The sequence below is a fragment of the Mycobacterium sp. 236(2023) genome, assembly GCF_029623955.1.
Taxonomy (GTDB): Bacteria; Actinomycetota; Actinomycetes; order Mycobacteriales; family Mycobacteriaceae; genus Mycobacterium.
Genome location: NZ_JARSBP010000006.1, coordinates 265,058 through 283,960, shown reverse-complemented (window position 1 = coordinate 283,960; position 18,903 = coordinate 265,058). Strand labels below are relative to the sequence as shown.

At 65.7% G+C, this 18,903-nt stretch carries 16 protein-coding genes and 1 pseudogene; 10 read left to right on the top strand and 7 right to left on the bottom strand.

The genetic code is table 11. The features are described 5' to 3' along the window. Positions 1 to 29 precede the first annotated feature (29 nt). From P9A17_RS24295 to P9A17_RS24280, 4 genes are read right to left on the bottom strand one after another with little or no spacing between them, the layout of a single operon-like run. Positions 30 to 992 (bottom strand): Gfo/Idh/MocA family oxidoreductase, encoded by a 963-nt coding sequence (locus tag P9A17_RS24295; protein ID WP_278041302.1) that lies wholly within the window; start codon positions 990 to 992, stop codon positions 30 to 32. Continuing rightward, positions 989 to 1,861 (bottom strand): sugar phosphate isomerase/epimerase, encoded by an 873-nt coding sequence (locus tag P9A17_RS24290; protein ID WP_278041301.1) that lies wholly within the window; start codon positions 1,859 to 1,861, stop codon positions 989 to 991. The genes P9A17_RS24295 and P9A17_RS24290 overlap by 4 nt, the downstream gene beginning before the upstream one ends. Next, positions 1,861 to 2,874 (bottom strand): Gfo/Idh/MocA family oxidoreductase, encoded by a 1,014-nt coding sequence (locus P9A17_RS24285; protein ID WP_278041300.1) that lies wholly within the window; start codon positions 2,872 to 2,874, stop codon positions 1,861 to 1,863. The genes P9A17_RS24290 and P9A17_RS24285 overlap by 1 nt, the downstream gene beginning before the upstream one ends. Further along, positions 2,871 to 4,037 (bottom strand): phytanoyl-CoA dioxygenase family protein, encoded by a 1,167-nt coding sequence (locus tag P9A17_RS24280; RefSeq protein WP_278041299.1) that lies wholly within the window; start codon positions 4,035 to 4,037, stop codon positions 2,871 to 2,873. The genes P9A17_RS24285 and P9A17_RS24280 overlap by 4 nt, the downstream gene beginning before the upstream one ends. A gap of 94 nt (positions 4,038 to 4,131) precedes the next feature. Between P9A17_RS24280 and P9A17_RS24275 the strand changes: the two genes are divergently transcribed. The 6 genes and pseudogenes from P9A17_RS24275 to P9A17_RS24250 all read left to right on the top strand — a co-directional run bounded on the left by P9A17_RS24275 (position 4,132) and on the right by P9A17_RS24250 (position 11,261). Next, positions 4,132 to 5,142 (top strand): LacI family DNA-binding transcriptional regulator, encoded by a 1,011-nt coding sequence (locus tag P9A17_RS24275; protein ID WP_278041298.1) that lies wholly within the window; start codon positions 4,132 to 4,134, stop codon positions 5,140 to 5,142. A gap of 334 nt (positions 5,143 to 5,476) precedes the next feature. After that, positions 5,477 to 7,438, top strand: coding sequence for a 2-oxoacid:acceptor oxidoreductase subunit alpha (locus P9A17_RS24270; protein ID WP_278041454.1), 1,962 nt, complete (start codon positions 5,477 to 5,479; stop codon positions 7,436 to 7,438). Then, positions 7,435 to 8,517, top strand: coding sequence for a 2-oxoacid:ferredoxin oxidoreductase subunit beta (locus P9A17_RS24265; protein WP_278041297.1), 1,083 nt, complete (start codon positions 7,435 to 7,437; stop codon positions 8,515 to 8,517). The genes P9A17_RS24270 and P9A17_RS24265 overlap by 4 nt, the downstream gene beginning before the upstream one ends. Before the next feature lie 34 nt (positions 8,518 to 8,551). Continuing rightward, positions 8,552 to 9,154, top strand: a complete 603-nt coding sequence (mobA, locus tag P9A17_RS24260; protein ID WP_278041296.1) for a molybdenum cofactor guanylyltransferase — start codon at positions 8,552 to 8,554, stop codon at positions 9,152 to 9,154. A gap of 1,129 nt (positions 9,155 to 10,283) precedes the next feature. Further along, positions 10,284 to 10,508: pseudogene (locus tag P9A17_RS24255) on the top strand (transglycosylase family protein); the annotation flags it as partial. Between the two features lie 243 nt (positions 10,509 to 10,751). Beyond that, the gene (locus P9A17_RS24250) at positions 10,752 to 11,261 is read left to right on the top strand and encodes a transglycosylase family protein (protein WP_278041295.1); all 510 of its coding nucleotides are present in this window, start codon (positions 10,752 to 10,754) and stop codon (positions 11,259 to 11,261) included. Positions 11,262 to 11,291: 30 nt separating this feature from the next. Here P9A17_RS24250 and P9A17_RS24245 read toward each other — a convergent pair whose 3' ends face one another. Next, complete coding sequence (locus P9A17_RS24245; protein WP_278041294.1) at positions 11,292 to 12,458, bottom strand: FAD-dependent oxidoreductase; 1,167 nt, start codon at positions 12,456 to 12,458, stop codon at positions 11,292 to 11,294. 146 nt (positions 12,459 to 12,604) lie between these two features. On the opposite strand from P9A17_RS24245, the gene P9A17_RS24240 reads away from it, so the two are divergent. Genes P9A17_RS24240 through P9A17_RS24230 form a run of 3 tightly spaced genes read left to right on the top strand, consistent with a single transcriptional unit; the run spans position 12,605 to position 15,077 of the window. Continuing rightward, complete coding sequence (locus P9A17_RS24240; RefSeq protein ID WP_278041293.1) at positions 12,605 to 13,147, top strand: dimethylamine monooxygenase subunit DmmA family protein; 543 nt, start codon at positions 12,605 to 12,607, stop codon at positions 13,145 to 13,147. After that, complete coding sequence (locus P9A17_RS24235; RefSeq protein WP_278041292.1) at positions 13,144 to 14,103, top strand: PDR/VanB family oxidoreductase; 960 nt, start codon at positions 13,144 to 13,146, stop codon at positions 14,101 to 14,103. The genes P9A17_RS24240 and P9A17_RS24235 overlap by 4 nt, the downstream gene beginning before the upstream one ends. Beyond that, positions 14,100 to 15,077, top strand: coding sequence for a DUF3445 domain-containing protein (locus tag P9A17_RS24230; protein ID WP_278041291.1), 978 nt, complete (start codon positions 14,100 to 14,102; stop codon positions 15,075 to 15,077). Before P9A17_RS24235 ends, P9A17_RS24230 begins: the two co-directional genes overlap by 4 nt. An 87-nt stretch (positions 15,078 to 15,164) precedes the next feature. Here the strand turns inward: P9A17_RS24230 and P9A17_RS24225 are convergent, their stop codons facing one another. After that, positions 15,165 to 15,383 (bottom strand): hypothetical protein, encoded by a 219-nt coding sequence (locus P9A17_RS24225; protein WP_278041290.1) that lies wholly within the window; start codon positions 15,381 to 15,383, stop codon positions 15,165 to 15,167. Further along, on the bottom strand, positions 15,384 to 16,721 hold the full coding sequence (locus P9A17_RS24220; RefSeq protein ID WP_278041289.1) for an ammonium transporter: 1,338 nt from the start codon (positions 16,719 to 16,721) through the stop codon (positions 15,384 to 15,386). 175 nt (positions 16,722 to 16,896) lie between these two features. Here P9A17_RS24220 and P9A17_RS24215 point away from each other — a divergent pair, with 175 nt between their 5' ends. Continuing rightward, entirely contained in the window at positions 16,897 to 18,897 is a 2,001-nt protein-coding gene (locus P9A17_RS24215; protein ID WP_278041288.1) for a prolyl oligopeptidase family serine peptidase, read from the top strand. The last annotated feature ends 6 nt before the right edge of the window (positions 18,898 to 18,903 follow it).

Sequence of the window (18,903 nt, the reverse complement as noted above, 5' to 3'; positions counted from 1 at the left end):
TACCTGAATCTTCGCGAATGCCGCCAGGACTAGCGGGGAGCCATCCCCGCCGCCCGGTACACCTCGTCGATCAACGCCATGTTCGCCACCGCATCGGCTGTGCCCAGCGGAAGCGGTGTCCCGTCCTGGACGTGCGCGGCGAACGCCTCCAGCTGAAAGGTGTACGACGCACGGGTCCCGAAGTGTTCGACGGTCGTGCCGTCCGCGGTGCGTAGCGTCAGCCTGTCGTCGTCGGGCGGCTTGATGAAGTTGTGCACGAACACTTCTCCACGGGTGCCCAAAAGACGCAGGGTGAACGAGTACTCGTCGTCGACCATGGAGTTGGTGGTCAAGCCCGTCACCCCGGATGGGTAGACCAGTTCGGCGTCGAACCGCTCGTCCACCCCGGCGCTGCGTTCCACCGCCGTCGCCGTCACCACAACCGGGTCACCGAACTGGCGCATCACATGCAGCGCGTAGCAGCCGAGGTCCATCAAGGCGCCGCCTGCGAGTTCCAGCGACCATCGCGGATCGTCGGAATGCGGTTCGGGCATACCCATCCGGACCTCGATGCGGGTGAGATCACCGATCGTGCCGTCACCGGCCACTGCCAGCGCCCGGTGGTTGATCGGATGGAACAGGTAGTGGAATCCCTCCATCACCGTCACGCCCCCGGCGTCGGCTGCTGCGGCGACGCGCGCGGCCTCATCCCGGTTGCGGGCGAACGGCTTTTCCGTCAGCACCGGTTTCCCCGCCGCGACAGCGGCGAGATTCCACGGTGCATGCAACGAATTGGCCAACGGGTTGTAGACGACGTCCACTTCCGGGTCGGTCACCAGATCCTGATAGGACGCGACGACCCGTTCCACTCCGTACTTGTCCGCGAAGGACTGGGCGCGCAACGGATCACGGGCGGCGACGGCCACAAGGCGGTGCCCGAGTTCCTGGGCGGGTCCCACGATCGCCGACTCGGCGATGCGGGACGCACCCAGTACCCCGATGCGCAAGGTCATGAAGAGACGCTTGTTGCCGCGCCCTGTAGGAACGAGACACTGGCGAGCACATCGGCGAGCGGGCCGGCACCGTCGGGTTCCCCGTCGAGGATGTTATCTTGCTCCATCACGTACCAGCCGTCGAAACCGTTGTCCTCCAACGCCTTGACGATTCCCGCAATGTCGACATCGCCGGCGCCGAGCGGCACGTACATGCCCGCGGCGACCGCCTGGGTGTAGGTCAGCTCGCCGGACTGCACCTTGGCGGCGAGCCCCGCGTCGACGTCCTTGAGGTGGGCGTGCTTGATCCGCTCGGGCACCTCGCGCGTCAGCGCCAGCGGGTCCGTCCCGCCGATGAGCAGGTGACCGGTGTCGAGGCACAACGGGATTCGCGAGCCCGCCAGCACGCGGTCCACCTCGGCACGGTTCTCGACCATCGTGCCGACGTGCGGATGCAGCACGGCCGTCAACCCGCGCGCCGCGACGATATCGGCCAGCCGGTCGAGGTTGGAAAGGAGTGTGGCCCATTGGTTCTCGTCGAGCACGGGACGTTCGTCGTAGCCGTCGAGCCCGGTCGCGGCTGCCAACACCACGACACCCGCTCCTGCGGCGGCGAGCGACTCGAGCGGCCCGGCCAGATCGTCGGCCGGGTCGTAGTCGGCCTTGAACAGCACCAGCGGAACAAACCCGCCGACGCACTTGAGCCCGTAGCCGTCGAGCAGCTGCACCAACTCGACGGAGTCGGTGGGCAGGAAGCCCTGCGGACCCAGTTCTGTTGCGGTCAAACCCGCCTGGACCATCTCGGTCAGCACGCGCTCGGAGCTGAGCTGGTAACCCCAGCCGGGAACTTCACATACGCCCCACGAGATCGGAGCACCTGCGATCTTCATCAGTTGGCCTCTTTCTTGACGGACTCGATCGATACCGGGACACCGCGGCGCAGTGACTCGGTGGCGGCTTCGGCGATCCAGGCGACCTCGACCGCGTCGGCGACGGTAGCGCCCTGATTCGGGCCGCCCTCAACGACTTTGACGAACCCGGCGAGCTCGGCGCGGAATGCCTCGGTGAACCGGTCCATGAAGAAGTGGTGAGGCTGGCCGGTGGGGAAGTCATTTTCGGGGTCGGCGTTGTGCACGGGGGCGCCCTGATCCCAGCCGGCGACGACGGTGTCGTCGAATCCATGAACCTCCAAACGGCAGTCGTATCCGCGCCCGTTGTAGCGGGCCGCGGAGACCACGCCGAGCGCGCCGCCGTCGAAGCGCACGACGATCGCGGCGGTGTCGACGTCGCCGTACTCGGTGAACAGCGGATCGCCCTGCACGCTGCCCGTCGCGTACACGTCGACGACCTCTTGGCCTGTCACCCAGCGGATCACGTCGAAATCGTGCACCGCGCAGTCGCGGAAGATGCCACCCGAACCCTTGATGTAGTCCATCGGCGGGGGAGCGGGATCCATCGTCGTGCTCCGCACCGTGTGCAGCGCGCCCAGCGAGCCGCTGTCGACGGCCTGCTTGACCGCGGCGAAGGCCACATCGAAGCGGCGCTGGTAACCCACCTGCACCGGAACGCCTGAGCGGGCGATGATCTCGGCGACTCGCGCGCTTTCGGCAGCGGTCGACGCGATCGGCTTTTCGCAGAACGTGGGTAACCCCTTCTCAACCGCGAGCAGCGTCAGTTCCGCGTGCGCCGGTGTCGCCGCGGCGACAACCACGCCGTCGACACCGGAGGAGAGCAGCTTCTCGACCGATTCCACCGGGGTGGCGCCATATTTGGCGGCAACCTCCTTGACGACGTCGGGCCGTTCATCGGTGATCACGAGGTTGGAGACCTCTGCCAGGTTGGTCAAGGTGTCGGCGTGGAACGCGCCGATACGGCCGAGTCCGATCAGGCCGAGCGTGGTCATGGGTTTCTCCGTTCGTTCTGGTCGCGCAAGGCGATCTCGAGGTCTTCCTGGGTGAGGTTGGTAGCGAGCGCGTCGAGCACCGTGTCGACCTGGCTCGGTGGGGCCAGGCTGCCGAGCGGTTGGTCGCTGTCCAGGTTGGTGGGGAACGCGTAACCCTCGGCGGTAGCGACGACGGCGTTCTCGATGTCGCGCTGCGACCGGCCTGCGGCCTTCATGGCGCGCAGCGACGGGTAGACGGCGCGGACCATTGCGGTGCGATCCATGGCCTCCATGGCCCGGCCGAACGGCGAGCTGATCTGCATCAGGTTCGCGATCCGGCGGATGTCATCGGAAAAGTTCGTTCCCGCACCGTGATACAGCGCCGGGCTGAAGAACACCGCGTCGCCCTTATGCAACGGCAGCTGGACGTGCCGGGCCGCGAAGTAGTCGATGAACTCAGGGCGGTTGAACGCGATGTAACCGCCCGCGAAGCGCTGCGAGTGCGGCAGCAGCATCGTCGGGCCGCTCTCGACCGGCATGTCGCAGTGGGCGACGGCGCCCTGGAGCGTCAATGTCGGCGACGTGAGGTGGATGTGCGCGGGGTACTGCGCGAGGTGTTCCTCGGGTACGAAGCCGAGATGGTAGTCGCGGTGCGGGACCTGAGCCTTCCCGCCGGGGTTGACGACGTTGACCTGAGAGGTGACCTGGTAGCGCGGCCCGAGCCACGCCTGGCACACGATCGCGAGCGCGTCGTTGGCGTAGTAGTCGGCGAACACCTGCGGGTCGTGCAGCGCCAGCTTCTGTGCGGCATTCCAGATCCGGTCGTTCGCTCCGGGCTTGCCGAAGTGATCGCCGGCCGCGAGGCCTCCGGCGCGCTGGCTCTCGATGATCTCGAAGAACGCGTCGCTGGCGCGGTCCACGACCTCGTCGTCGAACGCCTCGGTGAACACCACGACGCCGGGGCCGTCCGCGAGAGCGCGGACCAGCTCGGCCTGGACGGCGCGCCTGTCGTCTGCGCGTGCCATGGCCGGTGCCGAGTACACGAGAACGTTGCTGCGGACATCGTCGGCGTAGGGGTAGTCGGCGAGGTCGGTGTCCCGCTCGACCTGGGAGCGGAAGTTGTCCAAGTCGAAGTCGGACTCACTGAGCCACGCCGATTGCGCGGTGTTGAGTGGTGCTGCCATGCGGTTTAGTCTTGCTGTGATCAGCGCCGCAATCAACGGCAGAAATCCATCAAAAACACCTCAGGATATGTGTGGACGACAGGGGGCTGTGCACGTGCCGCACCGGTACAAGGTCCGTGAGATCGCCCAGCAGTCGGGGCTCAGTGAAGCCACTGTCGACCGCGTCCTCAACAACCGGCCGGGGGTGCGGGAGAACACCATCGCCGAGGTCAACCAGGCGATCGCCGACCTGGACAAGCAGCGTGCACAGTTGCGGCTGAACGGCCGGCGCTACCTCGTCGATGTCGTCATGCAGACCCCGCAGCGATTCTCGGATGCGTTCCGCGCCGCCGTCGAAGCCGAGTTGCCCGCCTTCGCTCCTGCAATGGTGCGTGCTCGGTTCCACCTGTGGGAGTCGGGCTCCGTCGAGCAGATGGTGGAAGCCCTGGCACGCATCAAAGGCAGCCATGGTGTCGTTCTCAAGGCGCACGACGACCCCGCGGTGGCCGAGGCGATCGACCGTCTCGTCGAGTCCGGCGTCCCGGTCGTCACGTACGCGACGGACGTGCCGGCCAGTTCCCGCTGCGGGTACGTCGGCATCGACAACCACGGGGCGGGAGTCACTGCCGCGTATCTCGTCGAGCAGTGGCTGGCCGGCTCGCAGTCCTCCGTCCTCATCACGTTGAGTCGGACGGTGTTCCGCGGCGAAGGTGAGCGGGAGGTCGGATTCCGGACGGCGCTGCGAAACTCGGGACGGCCTGTCGTCGAGGTCAGCGGCAGTGACGGCATCGACGCGAGCAACGAGCGCCTCGTTCTCGAGGCACTCGTTGCCAACCCCGGCGTGGAGGCCGTGTACTCGGTGGGCGGCGGCAACGTCGCGACTGTTGCGGCCTTCGAGAAACTGGGACGCGCCTGCAAGGTCTTTATCGCCCACGACCTCGATGCCGACAACCGGAAACTGCTACGCGAAGGCAAGATCTCAGCGGTACTGCACAACGATCTGCGCGCGGATGCGCGATTGGCGCTGCGTTTGATTCTGCAGGAGCGGGGCGCTTTGCCTGGGGAGCCGGCCCGGCCGGTGCCGATCCAGGTCATCACGCCGTACAACGTGCCCGTGCACTACTGAAGAGGGCTGAAAGCCAATCATCAGTGCTAGCTGACTGCTACTGATTGGTAACTAATTCTAAGAATTGGCGTCTCCCGCGACATGTCTCGCTGACGTGACGAGAAACACACTTTTGTCTCACCCCGTATGTCGCCGACGCGCTGAACAGTGCGTTCTGTCGGCGTCCACCTTTACGCAACCTCGGCGCCGGGTATAGGACTACCTAAGAGGAATGCAATAATCGGTACTGACAGTGACACCAAACTTTGGTGAGCGACCACTGGCGGCGCGTCACCGTGACTGCGACTCGGTGGAAATTCGCCAGATGCAGGCCCCGACAGCACCCGGGGACAACATGGAAGGCAGGCGAGTGGGAGAGAACGGCAGTGTGGCCAGCCCAGTCTCAGGAGCGCCGCGGCAGAAGCTCGAGAAGGTCGTCATCCGATTCGCCGGTGACTCCGGCGACGGTATGCAGCTGACAGGCGACCGGTTCACCTCCGAAGCTGCGCTCTTCGGCAACGACCTTGCCACGCAACCGAATTACCCGGCCGAGATCCGCGCACCTCAGGGCACGCTGCCCGGTGTGTCGTCGTTCCAGATCCAGATCGCGGACTACGACATTCTCACCGCGGGCGACCGCCCCGACGTCCTCGTGGCGATGAACCCGGCCGCGCTCAAGGCCAACGTCTCCGACCTGCCGCGCGGCGGTCTGATCATCGCCAACTCCGATGAGTTCACGAAGCGCAACCTGGCCAAGGTCGGCTACGACGCCAACCCGCTGGAGAACGAGGAGCTGTCCGACTACGTCGTGCAGGCCGTCCCGATGACCACGCTGACTCTGGGCGCGGTCGAGGCGATCGGCGCGACGAAGAAAGACGGCCAGCGTGCGAAGAACATGTTCGCGCTCGGCCTGCTGTCCTGGATGTACGGCCGCGAGCTCGAGCACAGCGAGTCATTCATCCGCGAGAAGTTCGCGCGCAAGCCCGAAATTGCCGAAGCCAACGTGCTGGCGCTGAAGGCCGGCTGGAATTTCGGTGAGACCACCGAGGCGTTCGCGACCACCTACGAGGTGTCACCCGCGAAACTCAAGACCGGCGAGTACCGCCAGATCTCAGGCAACACCGCGCTGTCCTACGGCCTTGTGGCCGCGGGGCATCTTGGTGACCTCCAGATCGTGCTCGGTACGTACCCGATCACCCCGGCGTCCGACATCCTTCACGAGCTGTCGAAGTACAAGCACTTCAACGTCATGACATTCCAGGCCGAGGACGAAATCGCGGGCATCGGCGCCGCGATCGGCGCGTCCTACGGTGGCTCGCTGGGGATCACCAGCACGTCGGGGCCCGGCATCTCGCTGAAGTCGGAGGCCATCGGCCTGGCCGTGATGACCGAGCTGCCACTGATCATCGTCGATGTGCAGCGCGGCGGGCCGTCGACCGGCCTGCCCACCAAGACCGAGCAGGCGGACCTGCTGCAGGTGTTGTTCGGACGCAACGGCGAGTCTCCGGTGGCGGTGATTGCCCCGCGGTCGCCCTCCGACTGCTTCGACATCGCGGTGGAGGCTGCGCGCATCGCGATCAAGTACCACACGCCGGTCGTGATCCTGTCTGACGGCGCTATCGCCAACGGCTCCGAGCCGTGGGCGATCCCGGACATCTCTGACAGGTCCGCGTATCCGCCGATCGAGCACACCTTCGCCAAGGAAGGTGAGCCGTTCCAGCCCTACGCCCGCGATCCCGAGACGCTGGCCCGCCAGTTCGCGGTGCCGGGAACTCCGGGCCTCGCGCACCGCATCGGCGGTCTCGAGTCGGCCAACGGGTCGGGCAACATCTCCTACGAGCCGAAGAACCACGACCTGATGGTGCGGCTGCGGCAGGAGAAGATCGGCGGCATCTCGGTGCCCGATCTCGACGTCGACGACCCGACCGGTGACGCCGAGCTGCTCATGCTCGGCTGGGGCAGCAGCTACGGCCCGATCGGTGAGGCCTGCCGGCGCGCCCGACGCAACGGCATCAAGGTCGCGCACGCTCAGCTGCGCCACCTCAACCCGTTCCCGGCCAACCTCGGCGACGTGCTGAACAAGTACGCCAAGGTTGTCGTGCCCGAGATGAACCTCGGTCAGCTGGCGCTGCTACTGCGCGGCAAGTACCTGGTCGATGTGCAGTCGGTGACCAAGGTTGAGGGAATGGCGTTCCTCGCCGACGAGGTAGAGGGCATCATCGACTCGGCACTGGACGGCACCCTGGCCGAGAAGGAAATCGAGAAGGCCAAGTTCGCCCGGTTGGCGGCAGCGACGGTTGAGGGAGTGAGCGCATGACCGACCTGATTGGCAGTGACCTCGGTTTGACGGACGCCGGGCTGACGAAGACAAGCCTGGTTCCCAAGACCGACGAACCGCAGAAGGGCAAGGACTTCACCAGCGACCAGGAGGTCCGCTGGTGCCCAGGCTGCGGTGACTACGTCATCCTCAACACGATCCGCAACTTCCTGCCCGAGCTCGGTCTGCGCCGCGAGAACATCGCGTTCGTCAGCGGCATCGGCTGCTCCAGCCGGTTCCCGTACTACCTGGAGACCTACGGCTTCCACTCGATCCACGGTCGTGCTCCGACCATCGCGACCGGCCTGGCGCTGGCCCGCGAAGACCTGTCGGTCTGGGTGGTGACCGGTGACGGCGACGCATTGTCGATCGGTGGTAACCACCTGATCCACGCGCTGCGACGCAACATCAACATCACGATCCTGCTGTTCAACAACCGGATCTACGGCCTGACCAAGGGGCAGTACTCGCCGACGTCGGAGACCGGCAAGGTCACCAAGTCGACCCCGATGGGCTCGCTGGACTACCCGTTCAACCCGGTGTCACTGGCGCTGGGCGCTGAGGCGACGTTCGTGGGTCGCGCTCTGGACTCCGACCGCAAGGGCCTGTCCGAGGTGCTACGCGGCGCCGCCGCGCACCGGGGCGCCGCGTTGGTCGAGATCATGCAGGACTGCCCGATCTTCAACGACGGCTCGTTCGACGCGCTGCGCAAGGAAGGCGCCGAGGAACGGCTCATCAACGTCACCCACGGTGAGCCGATCACGTTCGGTGCCGACGGCGAGTACTGCGTCATCAAGTCGGGCTTCGGCCTCGAAGCCGCCAAGACCGCCGACGTGTCGAGCGACCAGATCGTGGTTCACGACGCGACGATCGACGATCCGGCATACGCCTTCGCGTTGTCCCGGTTGTCGGAGCAGAACCTCGACCACATGGTCATGGGCATCTTCCGGCAGGTCAGCAAGCCCACCTACGACGATGCGGCGCGCCAGCAGATCGCGGCCGCGCGTGACGCGCGGGCGCATGACACCGCGGCCCTGCAGTCCCTGCTGCGCGGTAAGGACACCTGGACGGTCGACTGAGTGACCTGCGGCACACTGCGCTAACGTCCATGAGGTGACGTCATCGCTGCCGTTGGCCGCTGTTGTCCTCGCCGGTGGGGCATCGAGGCGGATGGGCCGGGACAAGGCCACGCTGCCCGTCGATGGACCTGCCGGTTCCGTCACGATGGTCGAACGCGTCGTGTCCGTGGTCAGCGCTCGATGCTCGCCCGTGTTCGTCATCGCGGCTCCCGGTCAGGCGCTTCCCGATCTCGACGGCGTCGTGCTGCGCGATGAGGTCAGGGGAGTCGGGCCTCTGCTCGCCACCGGGAGAGGCCTGCGCGCCGCGGCCGAAGCGGGTCTTGAGAGAGCCTTCGTGTGCGCGGTCGACATGCCGGCGCTGACCACCGATGTCATCGACATTCTCGCCGAGCGCGCCGAGCCGCTCAGCGTGGATGTCGTGTTGCCCTGGGACGGTCGTGACCACTACCTGGCGGGCATCTACCGAACAGCACTGCACACCACGATCGACGCCCTGCTGGGTGCCGGCGAGCGGAGCATGCGCGCCCTGGTCGATGCCGTCGACACTCAGCGCATCGTGCTTCCTGAGCAGCCTGCGCTTGCCAACGTCAACACCGCCGCCGACCTCGAGGCCGTAACTCCGCCGAGATTGGCCTAGCAAATATTAGTTCGCTTATCACACTATTAGCGACCCCGGTGCTCGGATAACCATTCCCGAACCCCGGCGCGTTTGACCGTGATCGAGCGCGGGCAGCCGACCAATGGCTGGGTTCGTACCTATGCGGTTGGCAAACAGGATGCTTTTGAAAAGTACTGGCGGAAAACGGTTTTGGGGCTGGGGCGAGTTGAAAGCCACTGAGGTTGGCCTACTTTGGCCGCCGTTTGTCGCGGAGATTTCCGTGTGCGCGAAAGGGTTGCGCGACATGGGGTTGACCAGGAGCGGCAACGACGGTCCGATTTCACGGTCGGCTGCCAAATTCCTGACGTGCGGGATCGAAAGCATTATCTTCCAACGTATTTCCCCTGATCGAGAGGTGTAGCCGGTCATCTCGTCGACGTGATAGAAAGGCACCGCTTGGTGCCCGGTAGGTCGAAAAGCGTTGTGCTGAGCTCTCTTCCGGCTGATGATTGCCTCTTCGCGGCGGAGTCCCGCTCAGCGAACGAATGACACGAAAGCGACCACCTTGCGTGCGTTATCGCTCCTCGCAGGCGTTTTCGATCGAGATCTGCCTCCTTTGCGCCTGCTCCGGGGTGTTCCACTTCACAAAACGCCGGTGATTTGGCTCACTTTCACGGCGTTAACCTGCCGCGTCGTCGTTGCCGTCAAACTCTCCGGTGACCTGCGTGGACGCCAGAAAATGCGGTCCGTGATCATTCCGTTATCTGTTCGCGACACGCTTCCGACCGAGATGACTTTGCGCCGCCAGGTTTGTACGGTCCATTCAGCTTCAAACGGAGCAAATAATTCAAAAACACCACGAACCAGCGTGTGAGTGGAGTCCGGGCGACGATGAGACGCCCGCGGCTGCCGGGGGTCGCCCCCCGGTGAGGTCCTACGCAGACCTCCCTTGTTGTGCCTGACCGAGACGGCACGACCCAACCACCCTGCCTGCTTGCAGGCACCACGCCCGGAGCGACACCGACGTGTCGTTGCGGGTGTCGATGGCGCGCGCTCGGCGAAAGGATCGAAGTTGAAGAACATCCGCAAGACGTTCGGGCTGGCCACCATCGCCGGCGCATTGGCTGTCGCGCCCATCGCCGCAGCCGGCACCGCGAGTGCGGACGGCGTCAACTGGGACGCTGTGGCCGCCTGTGAATCGGGCGGAAACTGGGCCATCAACACCGGCAACGGTTACTACGGCGGCCTGCAGTTCACCATGGGCACCTGGCAGTCCAACGGCGGCGCCGGCTCGCCCCACAACGCCAGCCGCGAGGAGCAGATCCGCGTGGCGAACAACGTCCTGCAGTCGCAGGGAATCGGCGCGTGGCCCGTCTGCGGCTCGCACGGCTGATCTTCGAGAACTCGCGTCAAAAGGCGGTATCGGCAATGGCCGATACCGCCTTTTGCGTCTCCGCGCGCCCCGAACCTCTGTTTTCTCAGAAGCCCCTTACATCAGATAAGTAACGATTAAAACTTTGGTCTCTTCGGTAACAGGTGACTTTCATCACCCGACAGTCCGGGTAGCCGCATCGTGAAAGCGCACCGCCACTTCACTTTCGGATCTGGGTCATAACGGTCGGGGAAGGACCGCAAGATGAACGTTCGTAAGGTTGTCAGCAAGGGCCTCATGGCCGCCGCGATCTCCGGAGCTCTCGCCGCCGTGCCGATGGCGATGGAGGGCACGGTGGGAGACACGCTAGCCACCGCACACGCCGATTCAGTCAATTGGGACGCCATCGCGCAGTGCGAATCGGGCGGCAACTGGGGCATCAACTCCGGAAACGGTCACTTCGGTGGCCTGCAGTTCAAGCAGGCCACGTGGTCGGCCAACGGTGGCGTCGGGAACCCGGCCGCCGCTCCTCGTCATGAGCAGATCCGCGTCGCCGAGAACGTGCTGCGCACTCAGGGCCTCAAGGCTTGGCCGAAGTGCGGCGCCAAGGGTGCGGCGGCGCAGGTGTGGAGCCCCGTCTCGCAGGCGCCTTTTGCGGCCCCCGCCGCGGCGCCGACCAACGGCTGCGCGACGATGCCCACGAATGTCTTCGGCGGCATCATCGACCTCCGCAAGATGTGCACGGCCCTCTTCGTTCCGCGCTCGGCGCGCTGAGGCTCAGCCGGCTGGAGTTGGATTGCCGGCTCAGCCGGCGAGATCGCGGTCGGTCGGCAGGACGAACGCCGAACCTGCCGCGATCCAGGCCAGGTGTGACGTCACGACGCGTTCCGGGATCAACCCCGTCGCCCGGCTTGCGATGCCGCTCAGCACTGCCGGTCTCAGGTTGACGATCCGCCCGATGGTCGCCGACTCGCGCACCAGCGCGCGGACCCGCGACCTCCGGAATCTCCCGAACCGGTCGAACGCGGCCGGAAGATCGGGGGCCAACTCGATGAAGCGGCCGAGAATCGCGGCATCTTCGATGCCCTGGCAGCCGCCCTGGCCGAGGTGCGGACGCATCGGATGTGCCGCGTCCCCGACGATCACGATGCGGCCTTCCGACCAGCGCTTCGGTTGGGCGCGGTCGTAGAGGTCGTTGCGGAGCAGGTCGTCGGGATCGGTGCGCGCGATCAGTTGCGGGATCGGGTCGGCCCAGCCGGCCAGCTTGGCCGCGAGGTAAGCATGCTCACCGTGGGGTGCGCGGGCGCCCTCCGGCGCGCGCTCCGTCGCGAACCAGTAGGTGTGGTCGGGTCCCAGCGGCACGTGCCCCACTTCGGCGCCGGGCGCCATCGTCTCGCCGGCCAACTCGGGGTCCAGCGCGTACGACGCCACTCCCCGCCAGGCGGTGTATCCGGCGTAGCGGGTTCGTAGCGGACCGTTGAGCGCGCGGGCCACCATCGAATGGACACCGTCGGCGCCGACGACCGCGTCGGTCTCGCGGACGGCACCGTCCGACAACGTGATTCGCGCGGAGGAATCCGCGAGGTCGACGTTGACTGCGGACAACCCGGTGAGCAGAGCGCCGGCAGGCAGCGCGGACCGCAGGATGTCGGTCAGTGCCGACCGCCGGACGACGACGAGCGGTTCGCCCAGCGCGTCGACGATGCGCTGTGGCGACGGCTGCCGTAACCAGGCGCCGTCGCGCCAGCGGATTGCGCCCGCGGTCACGCGTCCGCCGGTCAGTCGCACAGTGTCGCCGAGGCCGATCTCGTCCAGTGCCGCCAACGCATTGGGCCAGATGCTGATCCCGGCGCCCGAGGTGATGTCGGTGCGCTGTTCGATCACCGTCACGTCATGACCGCTGCGGTGCAGCGCGACGGCCGTCGCGAGCCCCGCGATTCCTGCACCGATGACGGTGATGTGCGCGGGCATGCAGCGACATTAGCGGGGCACACGTCAAGTGGACGAGACAGATAAGTCACATCGCCGAAACGCGAGGCTGGTTTCCTGAAGGGCAACACAGTCAACCGTTGGTGTACCCCGAAAGGCTTCTCCGTCTCGATGAAACCCGTCGATCGATGAAACCCGCCCTTGAGCTGACGAGCGTGCCCCCGTGGGCGACTGCCGCGTGCCGCCCCTCCGCCGACACCTCCGGCCGGTACTGGACGATCGTCGCGCTTGGCGGCGACGGAGCGGCGATCGCCCGGGCATGGTGCGACGAGATCGTCGCGAGCGGACGGGAATCCGGTCTCTCCGTTCACGAGTTCGCTGACGGCGATGATGACGCGGCGCGCGCGGCGCTGCTGGCAGATGTCGCCGTCGCCCGGGTCGGGTGGCGCCTCATGATGGCTGGTCCAGCAGCATCCTGTCTCAGGCTGCGGGCCGCTGCCACGGCTGCGGACGTCGCCGACGACGAGATCACGGTGGCCTCCACCGACGTGGAGTTGCGGGCCGTGCAGTGCGTGCACTGCCGCGCCGTGACGACCGCGGCGGTGCAGCTCGAAGGTGTCCTACCATGCGGCGGCTGCGACCGCAGTCTCTTTGTCTACTACCACATTTCCCGCAGGCAGGGCGCCCACCTCGGATTCATGGTCGACGCGGAAAACCCGGTGGCGTCGTGACGACATTGAAGCTGACCGTCGCAGCGATCGACGATTCGATCGACGGTGTGCGCACGCTGACGCTGACTCACGTCGACGACACCCCGCTGCCGTCGTTCACCCCGGGCAGCCACATCGTCGTCGAGTGCGGCGGTCCGGGAAAACCGGCCAATGCCTATTCGCTCACCGGCGAAGCGGTCGCCCCCGAGGCGTACGTCATCTCGGTGCTCCGGCGCGCCGACGACACGGATGCTTCTCCCAGTGGATCACGCTGGATCCACGACGATCTCGCGGTCGGTGACACTCTCGTCGCCCGTCCGCCGCGCAGTGCTTTCGCACCGGTGCTCCGGGCTCGCAGACATCTGTTGGTGGCCGCCGGAATCGGGATCACACCCATGATCTCGCACCTGCGCAGCGCCCGACTATGGGGCCGTGACGCGCGGCTGCTCTACATCCACCGGCAGGGGCGCCCAGCCTACGCTGACACGATTCGCGAACTCAGCGACCATGTGTCGATCCACACGCGCCGTGACGAATTCGCCTCGGAGTTGACCGCCACATTGGCAGACCAGCCGTTCGGCACACATCTCTATATCTGCGGCCCTGCGCCCTTCATCGAGTTCGTCACCGCGACCGCCGCAGTCCTCGGCTGGCCTGCAAGCCGAATTCATGCCGAGCATTTCGGATCCGATGCACTCGACCCGGGGGAGCCCTTCGCCGTGCACATCCGTTCCACCGGTGAGGAGTTCACGGTGGACGCCGGGGTCTCGCTGTTGGAAGCGCTTGAGGGCCGCGGTTTCACCGTGCCCAACCTGTGCCGCCGCGGCGTATGCGGCGAATGCCGCATCCCGGTTGCAAGCAATGCGGTCATCACACACCGCGATCTGTATCTCTCCGAGGACGAGAAACGGGCGGGAGATTCGATGATGGCCTGCGTTTCGCGGGGCAACGGCCAAACCTTGGAGGTGGCATTGTGATTTCGGCGCCAGACCTGATCGAAACCTTTCCTTTTCCGTTCGCCGCGGACACCTACCGCTACAGCACCAATGTCGAACCCGCCGGGTCGTCGGTGCACACTCCTGCCGGGCGCTGGGGGGAACGGGTGGTCGACGTCGACAGCGAGTACGAAAGTGAAGTCGCCGAGCGCGCGGAGATCCTGGCCGCCGACCCGAGCAGATACGCGGTGCTGCCCCACATGCGGCCGGCGTGCTGGGACGTGATGCTCACTCTGATGCGCCAGTTGGCGTCGTCCTATCCCGAGACGATGTCCCTGGAGCGTGCCGGCACCGGGTGGCGCTGGCGCAACGACCGTCTCGGCATCACCCAGGATTTCGTCCTCGGGGACGACGCATCGCTGCCTGCCGAGCCGCTGGCCTATATCGCGAGCCAGGTTCAGGAGGACATCGTGTTGCTCGATCAACGCGACGGTGACCTGTTCGGGGACGCGGGTGTGGTGACATTCGCCGCGGACTGGTCGTTCGGTTTCGACGTGGGCATGACGTTCCTGGAGATCCACGGACCGGTGCCGCGGCTGCGTGAATCGGGAGTCATCACCCGCGCCCGTGAGTTCCTGATGCGCCTCCAGCCGGGGGAGACCTACCGTCGGACCAACTGGAGCATGACCATCGGTCGGCGCCTTGATGTTTCGACCGAGCTGTATCACGAGTGGGGTCCCGATCGGACGACGATCCAGACGGTGTCCGATGAGGAATTCGGCCGTCTGGTGCATCTGCGCGTCGAGGTGCAGCACCTGATCCGGCTGCCTGAATCCGGCTCGATCTGTTTTCTGATCCGCACCTACATGCTGCCGCTGGCCGACCTGGCGACGTTCGAGCCGTGGCGTGATCGTGCGGTCGCGGTGCTCGCCGAACTGCCCGACGACATGGCGGATTACAAGGGCATCATCGCCTACCGGGACCGCGCGGTGGAGTGGCTGCGCAACGCAGGCTGACAGTCGGTCTCCCGCCGCGAGCAGACACAAAATCCCCCGAAATCGCCAGGATTTCGGGGGATTTTGCGTCTGCTCGGCACAGTGTGATCAGTAGGTGGTGGGTTCTCCTTCGGCCGCGGGGCCGGGCTCGATCGGTGTGTGGTCGATGATCGCCTTGTAGGCGTGGTTCTCGTGCTGGATCATCCGGACGAAGAACCCGACGAACACGACGACCGCGAGGATGAAGACGAGCCACACCCCCAGCGAAAATCCACCGAAAGTGAAGACCACACCCGCATCGTCATAGCTGTCGATCGGACTGAACATTTACTTGACCTCCTCGCCGACTGCCAGAACCGCGGTACCGCTGCTCGATCGCATCACCGTGACCGGGATGCCCTCCGGGTACGGCGTCGCCGGCACCTCGCTCAGATCGAGACCCTGCTCTTCGACCGCCTTCGGAATGCGCAGCAGCCCAACCTTCTTCAGCCCCAGCGACACAACGTAGGCGGGGATGAAACCGAGCGCGGCAAAGACGGCGGCGCCGACTGCCTGGCCCCACAGCGAGACCGAAGGGTTGCCGTCGGTGTTCGGGTAACCGGACAGGAAGACACCCGTCATCAGCACCGAGTAGAGACCGATTCCACCGTGCACCGAGACCGCGCCCACCACGTCGTCGATCTTGAACTTCTCCAACAGCTTTCCGAGGAACGGCGCGATGCAACCCGCGCCGAACGCGATCAGGAAGCCCAGCGCCGGATGGTAGAGATCCATGCCCGAGGCTACGCCGATGACGCCACACAGACCGCCGGAAATGGTCCAGAACGGTTCACCTCGTGATGTCAGGTAGGCGCCGATGATGCCTCCGGCCAGACCCATCAGCGTGTTGAAGGCAAAGGCGCTCAACGTTGTCGGGCTCGCGTAGATCGTGGCGTAGCCGTCGCCGGCGTAGATGACGCAACCCATCAGGAAGCCGAAGAACCCGGTGAAGATCAGCATCAGGCCGAGCATGGTCAGCGGCAGGTTGTGCGGTCGGATCGTCACGGGCCTGCCGTCAGGCAGGAAACGTCCGATGCGCGGCCCGAGGTTGATCAGGATGCCCAACGTCGCGAAGCCGGCGATCATGTGCACGCAGCCGGCGGCACCGACGTCGTGGAAGCCGAGCTTGGTGAGCATCCAGCCGGCACCGTGCCAGCCCCACGCCGCACCGATGATCCACGTGACGGAGCCGACCATCACGGTCAGGACGAGGAAACCGCTGGTCCGAATGCGTTCCAGCACAGCGCCGGACATGATCGAGCCGGTGGTCGCGGCGAACAGCGCGAAGGCGCCCCAGAAGATGCCGCTGGCGGGATCTTGGACGTTCGGGCCCATGTTGTCGCTCCACGGCAGAGCTGCCTTGGCTGCATCGTTGAACTCGATGAAACCGCTCGGCATTGCGTTGTAGAGGAACCATCCCACGAAGTAGAACGACGCCACGATGGTGGCAAACGCGAGCAGGTTCTTCATCGCCGTCGCCAGAACGTTCTTCGAGCGCGACGCACCCACCTCGTAGGCCAGGAATCCCGCGTGGATGAGCATCATCAACGCGATGGACATCCAATAGAAGAACTCGTTGTTGACAGACGCCATCGTTGAGAGGGCGTCCTCCACTTCTGGTGTCAAAGGGACCTCCGCCGGGTCGATTGCTTGGCTTCCCGCGAACACCAGGTTTATTCGTAGTGTTCTCGAGGTACTGATGGTGTACGAGGCTTGACGCTAACTGTGAGAATGTGTCCCACCTGTCAAGGCGCGTTAATTCCGCGTGAAGTCATGTTGGGCAGTGTGTTACGAAATCCGTATGACTCCAGAACCGGAACCGCGCACGCCGTTTCACGATCTCGACGCCTTCCTGGCTTTACCCAGGGTTTCCGGCGTGGCGGTGTCCCGCGACGGATCGCGCATCGTGACGACGGTCGCGAACCTCGACGACAAGCGCACCGAATTCGTCTCCGCGCTGTGGGAACTCGACCCAGCCGGACACGAACCTGCGCGCCGCATCACCCACGGCGTGACGGGGGAGTCGTCACCCGTATTCACCGATGACGGCGATCTGCTCTTCCTGGCTGCGCGGCCGACCGCGCAGGACGACAAGCCGCCGAAGTCGCTCTGGTGCCTCCCTTCCGCCGGAGGCGAGGCTTATGAGGTCTGCGCCCTACCCGGCGGCGTCGACGGTGCGCGGTCAGCCAGCGGGACGACAGTGGTGGCATCGTCGATGCTGCCGTCGGCTTCCGACGTCGCCGCGGACGACAAGCTGCGCACGGCCCGCAAGGACAACAAGGTGTCGGCTGTGCTGCACACCGGCTACCCGGTCCGGTCCTGGGACCACGACATCGGCCCCGCGCAGACCCATCTGCTCGTCACTGGCACCGACGGTCACCGCGACATCACCCCGGCGCCCGCGGATGCGCTCCGGGATGCTCAATTCGATGTCAGCAGAGACGGCGCGTTCCTCGTCACGTCATGGACCGTCCCGGCACCAGGCGCCGCCCTGCGCACCACGCTCGTCCGCATCGACCTGGCGACCACAGAGCGTTCGACCATCGTCGACGATCCCGCCGCCGATGTCGGCTCTCCGGCGATCGCACCCGACGGCCACGCGGTGGCCTACCTGCGGGAGACCATCTCATCGCCAGCCCGGGCGCCTCGAATCACGCTGTGGATCAAACACTTCGGCGGTGAGGCGTGCGAGCTGACAGGCGATTGGGACCGGTGGCCGACGTCGGTCGCGTGGACGGCCGACGGCTCAACCCTGATCGTGACCGCCGACGACGACGGCCGCGGACCCATCTTCGGCGTCGACCCCGACTCGGGGTCGGTGCACCCCATCGTCACCGACGATTTCACCTACACCGATGTGCGCGTGGCGCCCGGCGGCGTGCTCTACGCGGTGCGGAGTTCGTATGCGGCGCCTGCCCACCCGGTCCGCATCGACCCCGACGGTTCGGTGAAGGTCCTCAATTGCGTTGCGATGCCGGAACTTCCCGGCATCCTGACCGAAGTCGTCGCAAATGCCGGTGATGGCACCCGAATCCGATCGTGGATGGTCGTCCCGCACGGTGAGGATCCGGCGCCGCTGCTGCTGTGGATTCACGGCGGACCGCTGGCCAGCTGGAATGCCTGGCACTGGCGCTGGAACCCCTGGCTGATGGTCGCGCAGGGCTACGCAGTGCTGTTGCCTGACCCGGCGCTGTCCACCGGATACGGTCAGGACTTCATTCAGCGGGGCTGGGGTGCATGGGGTTTCGCGCCCTACACGGACCTGATGGCGGCCACCGATGCGGCGTGTGCCCATCCCCGCGTCGACGAGACGCGCACCGCCGCGATGGGTGGCTCGTTCGGTGGATACATGGCCAATTGGATCGCCGGCCACACCGACCGCTTCTCGGCGATCGTCACTCACGCCAGCCTGTGGGCGCTGGACCAGTTCGGCGCGACCACCGACGGCGGATACTGGTGGGCCAGGGAGATGACCCCGGAGATGACGAGCGCCAACTCGCCGCACCTGTTCGTCTCGCAGATCAGCACGCCGATGCTGGTCATCCACGGGGACAAGGACTATCGCGTGCCGATCGGCGAAGCGTTGCGGCTCTGGTATGAGCTGCTGAGCCGCTCGGCGCTGCCCGCCGCCGGCTCCGGTCCTGAGGCAGGCACCACTGTCCATCGCTTCCTTTATTTCCCGTCGGAAAATCATTGGGTGCTCAGCCCGCAGCACTCCAAGATCTGGTATCAGGTCGTACTCGGTTTCCTGGGAACGCACGTGCTCGGCCAGGACGCCGAGATGCCGGAGATGCTCGGGTAGCGTCCA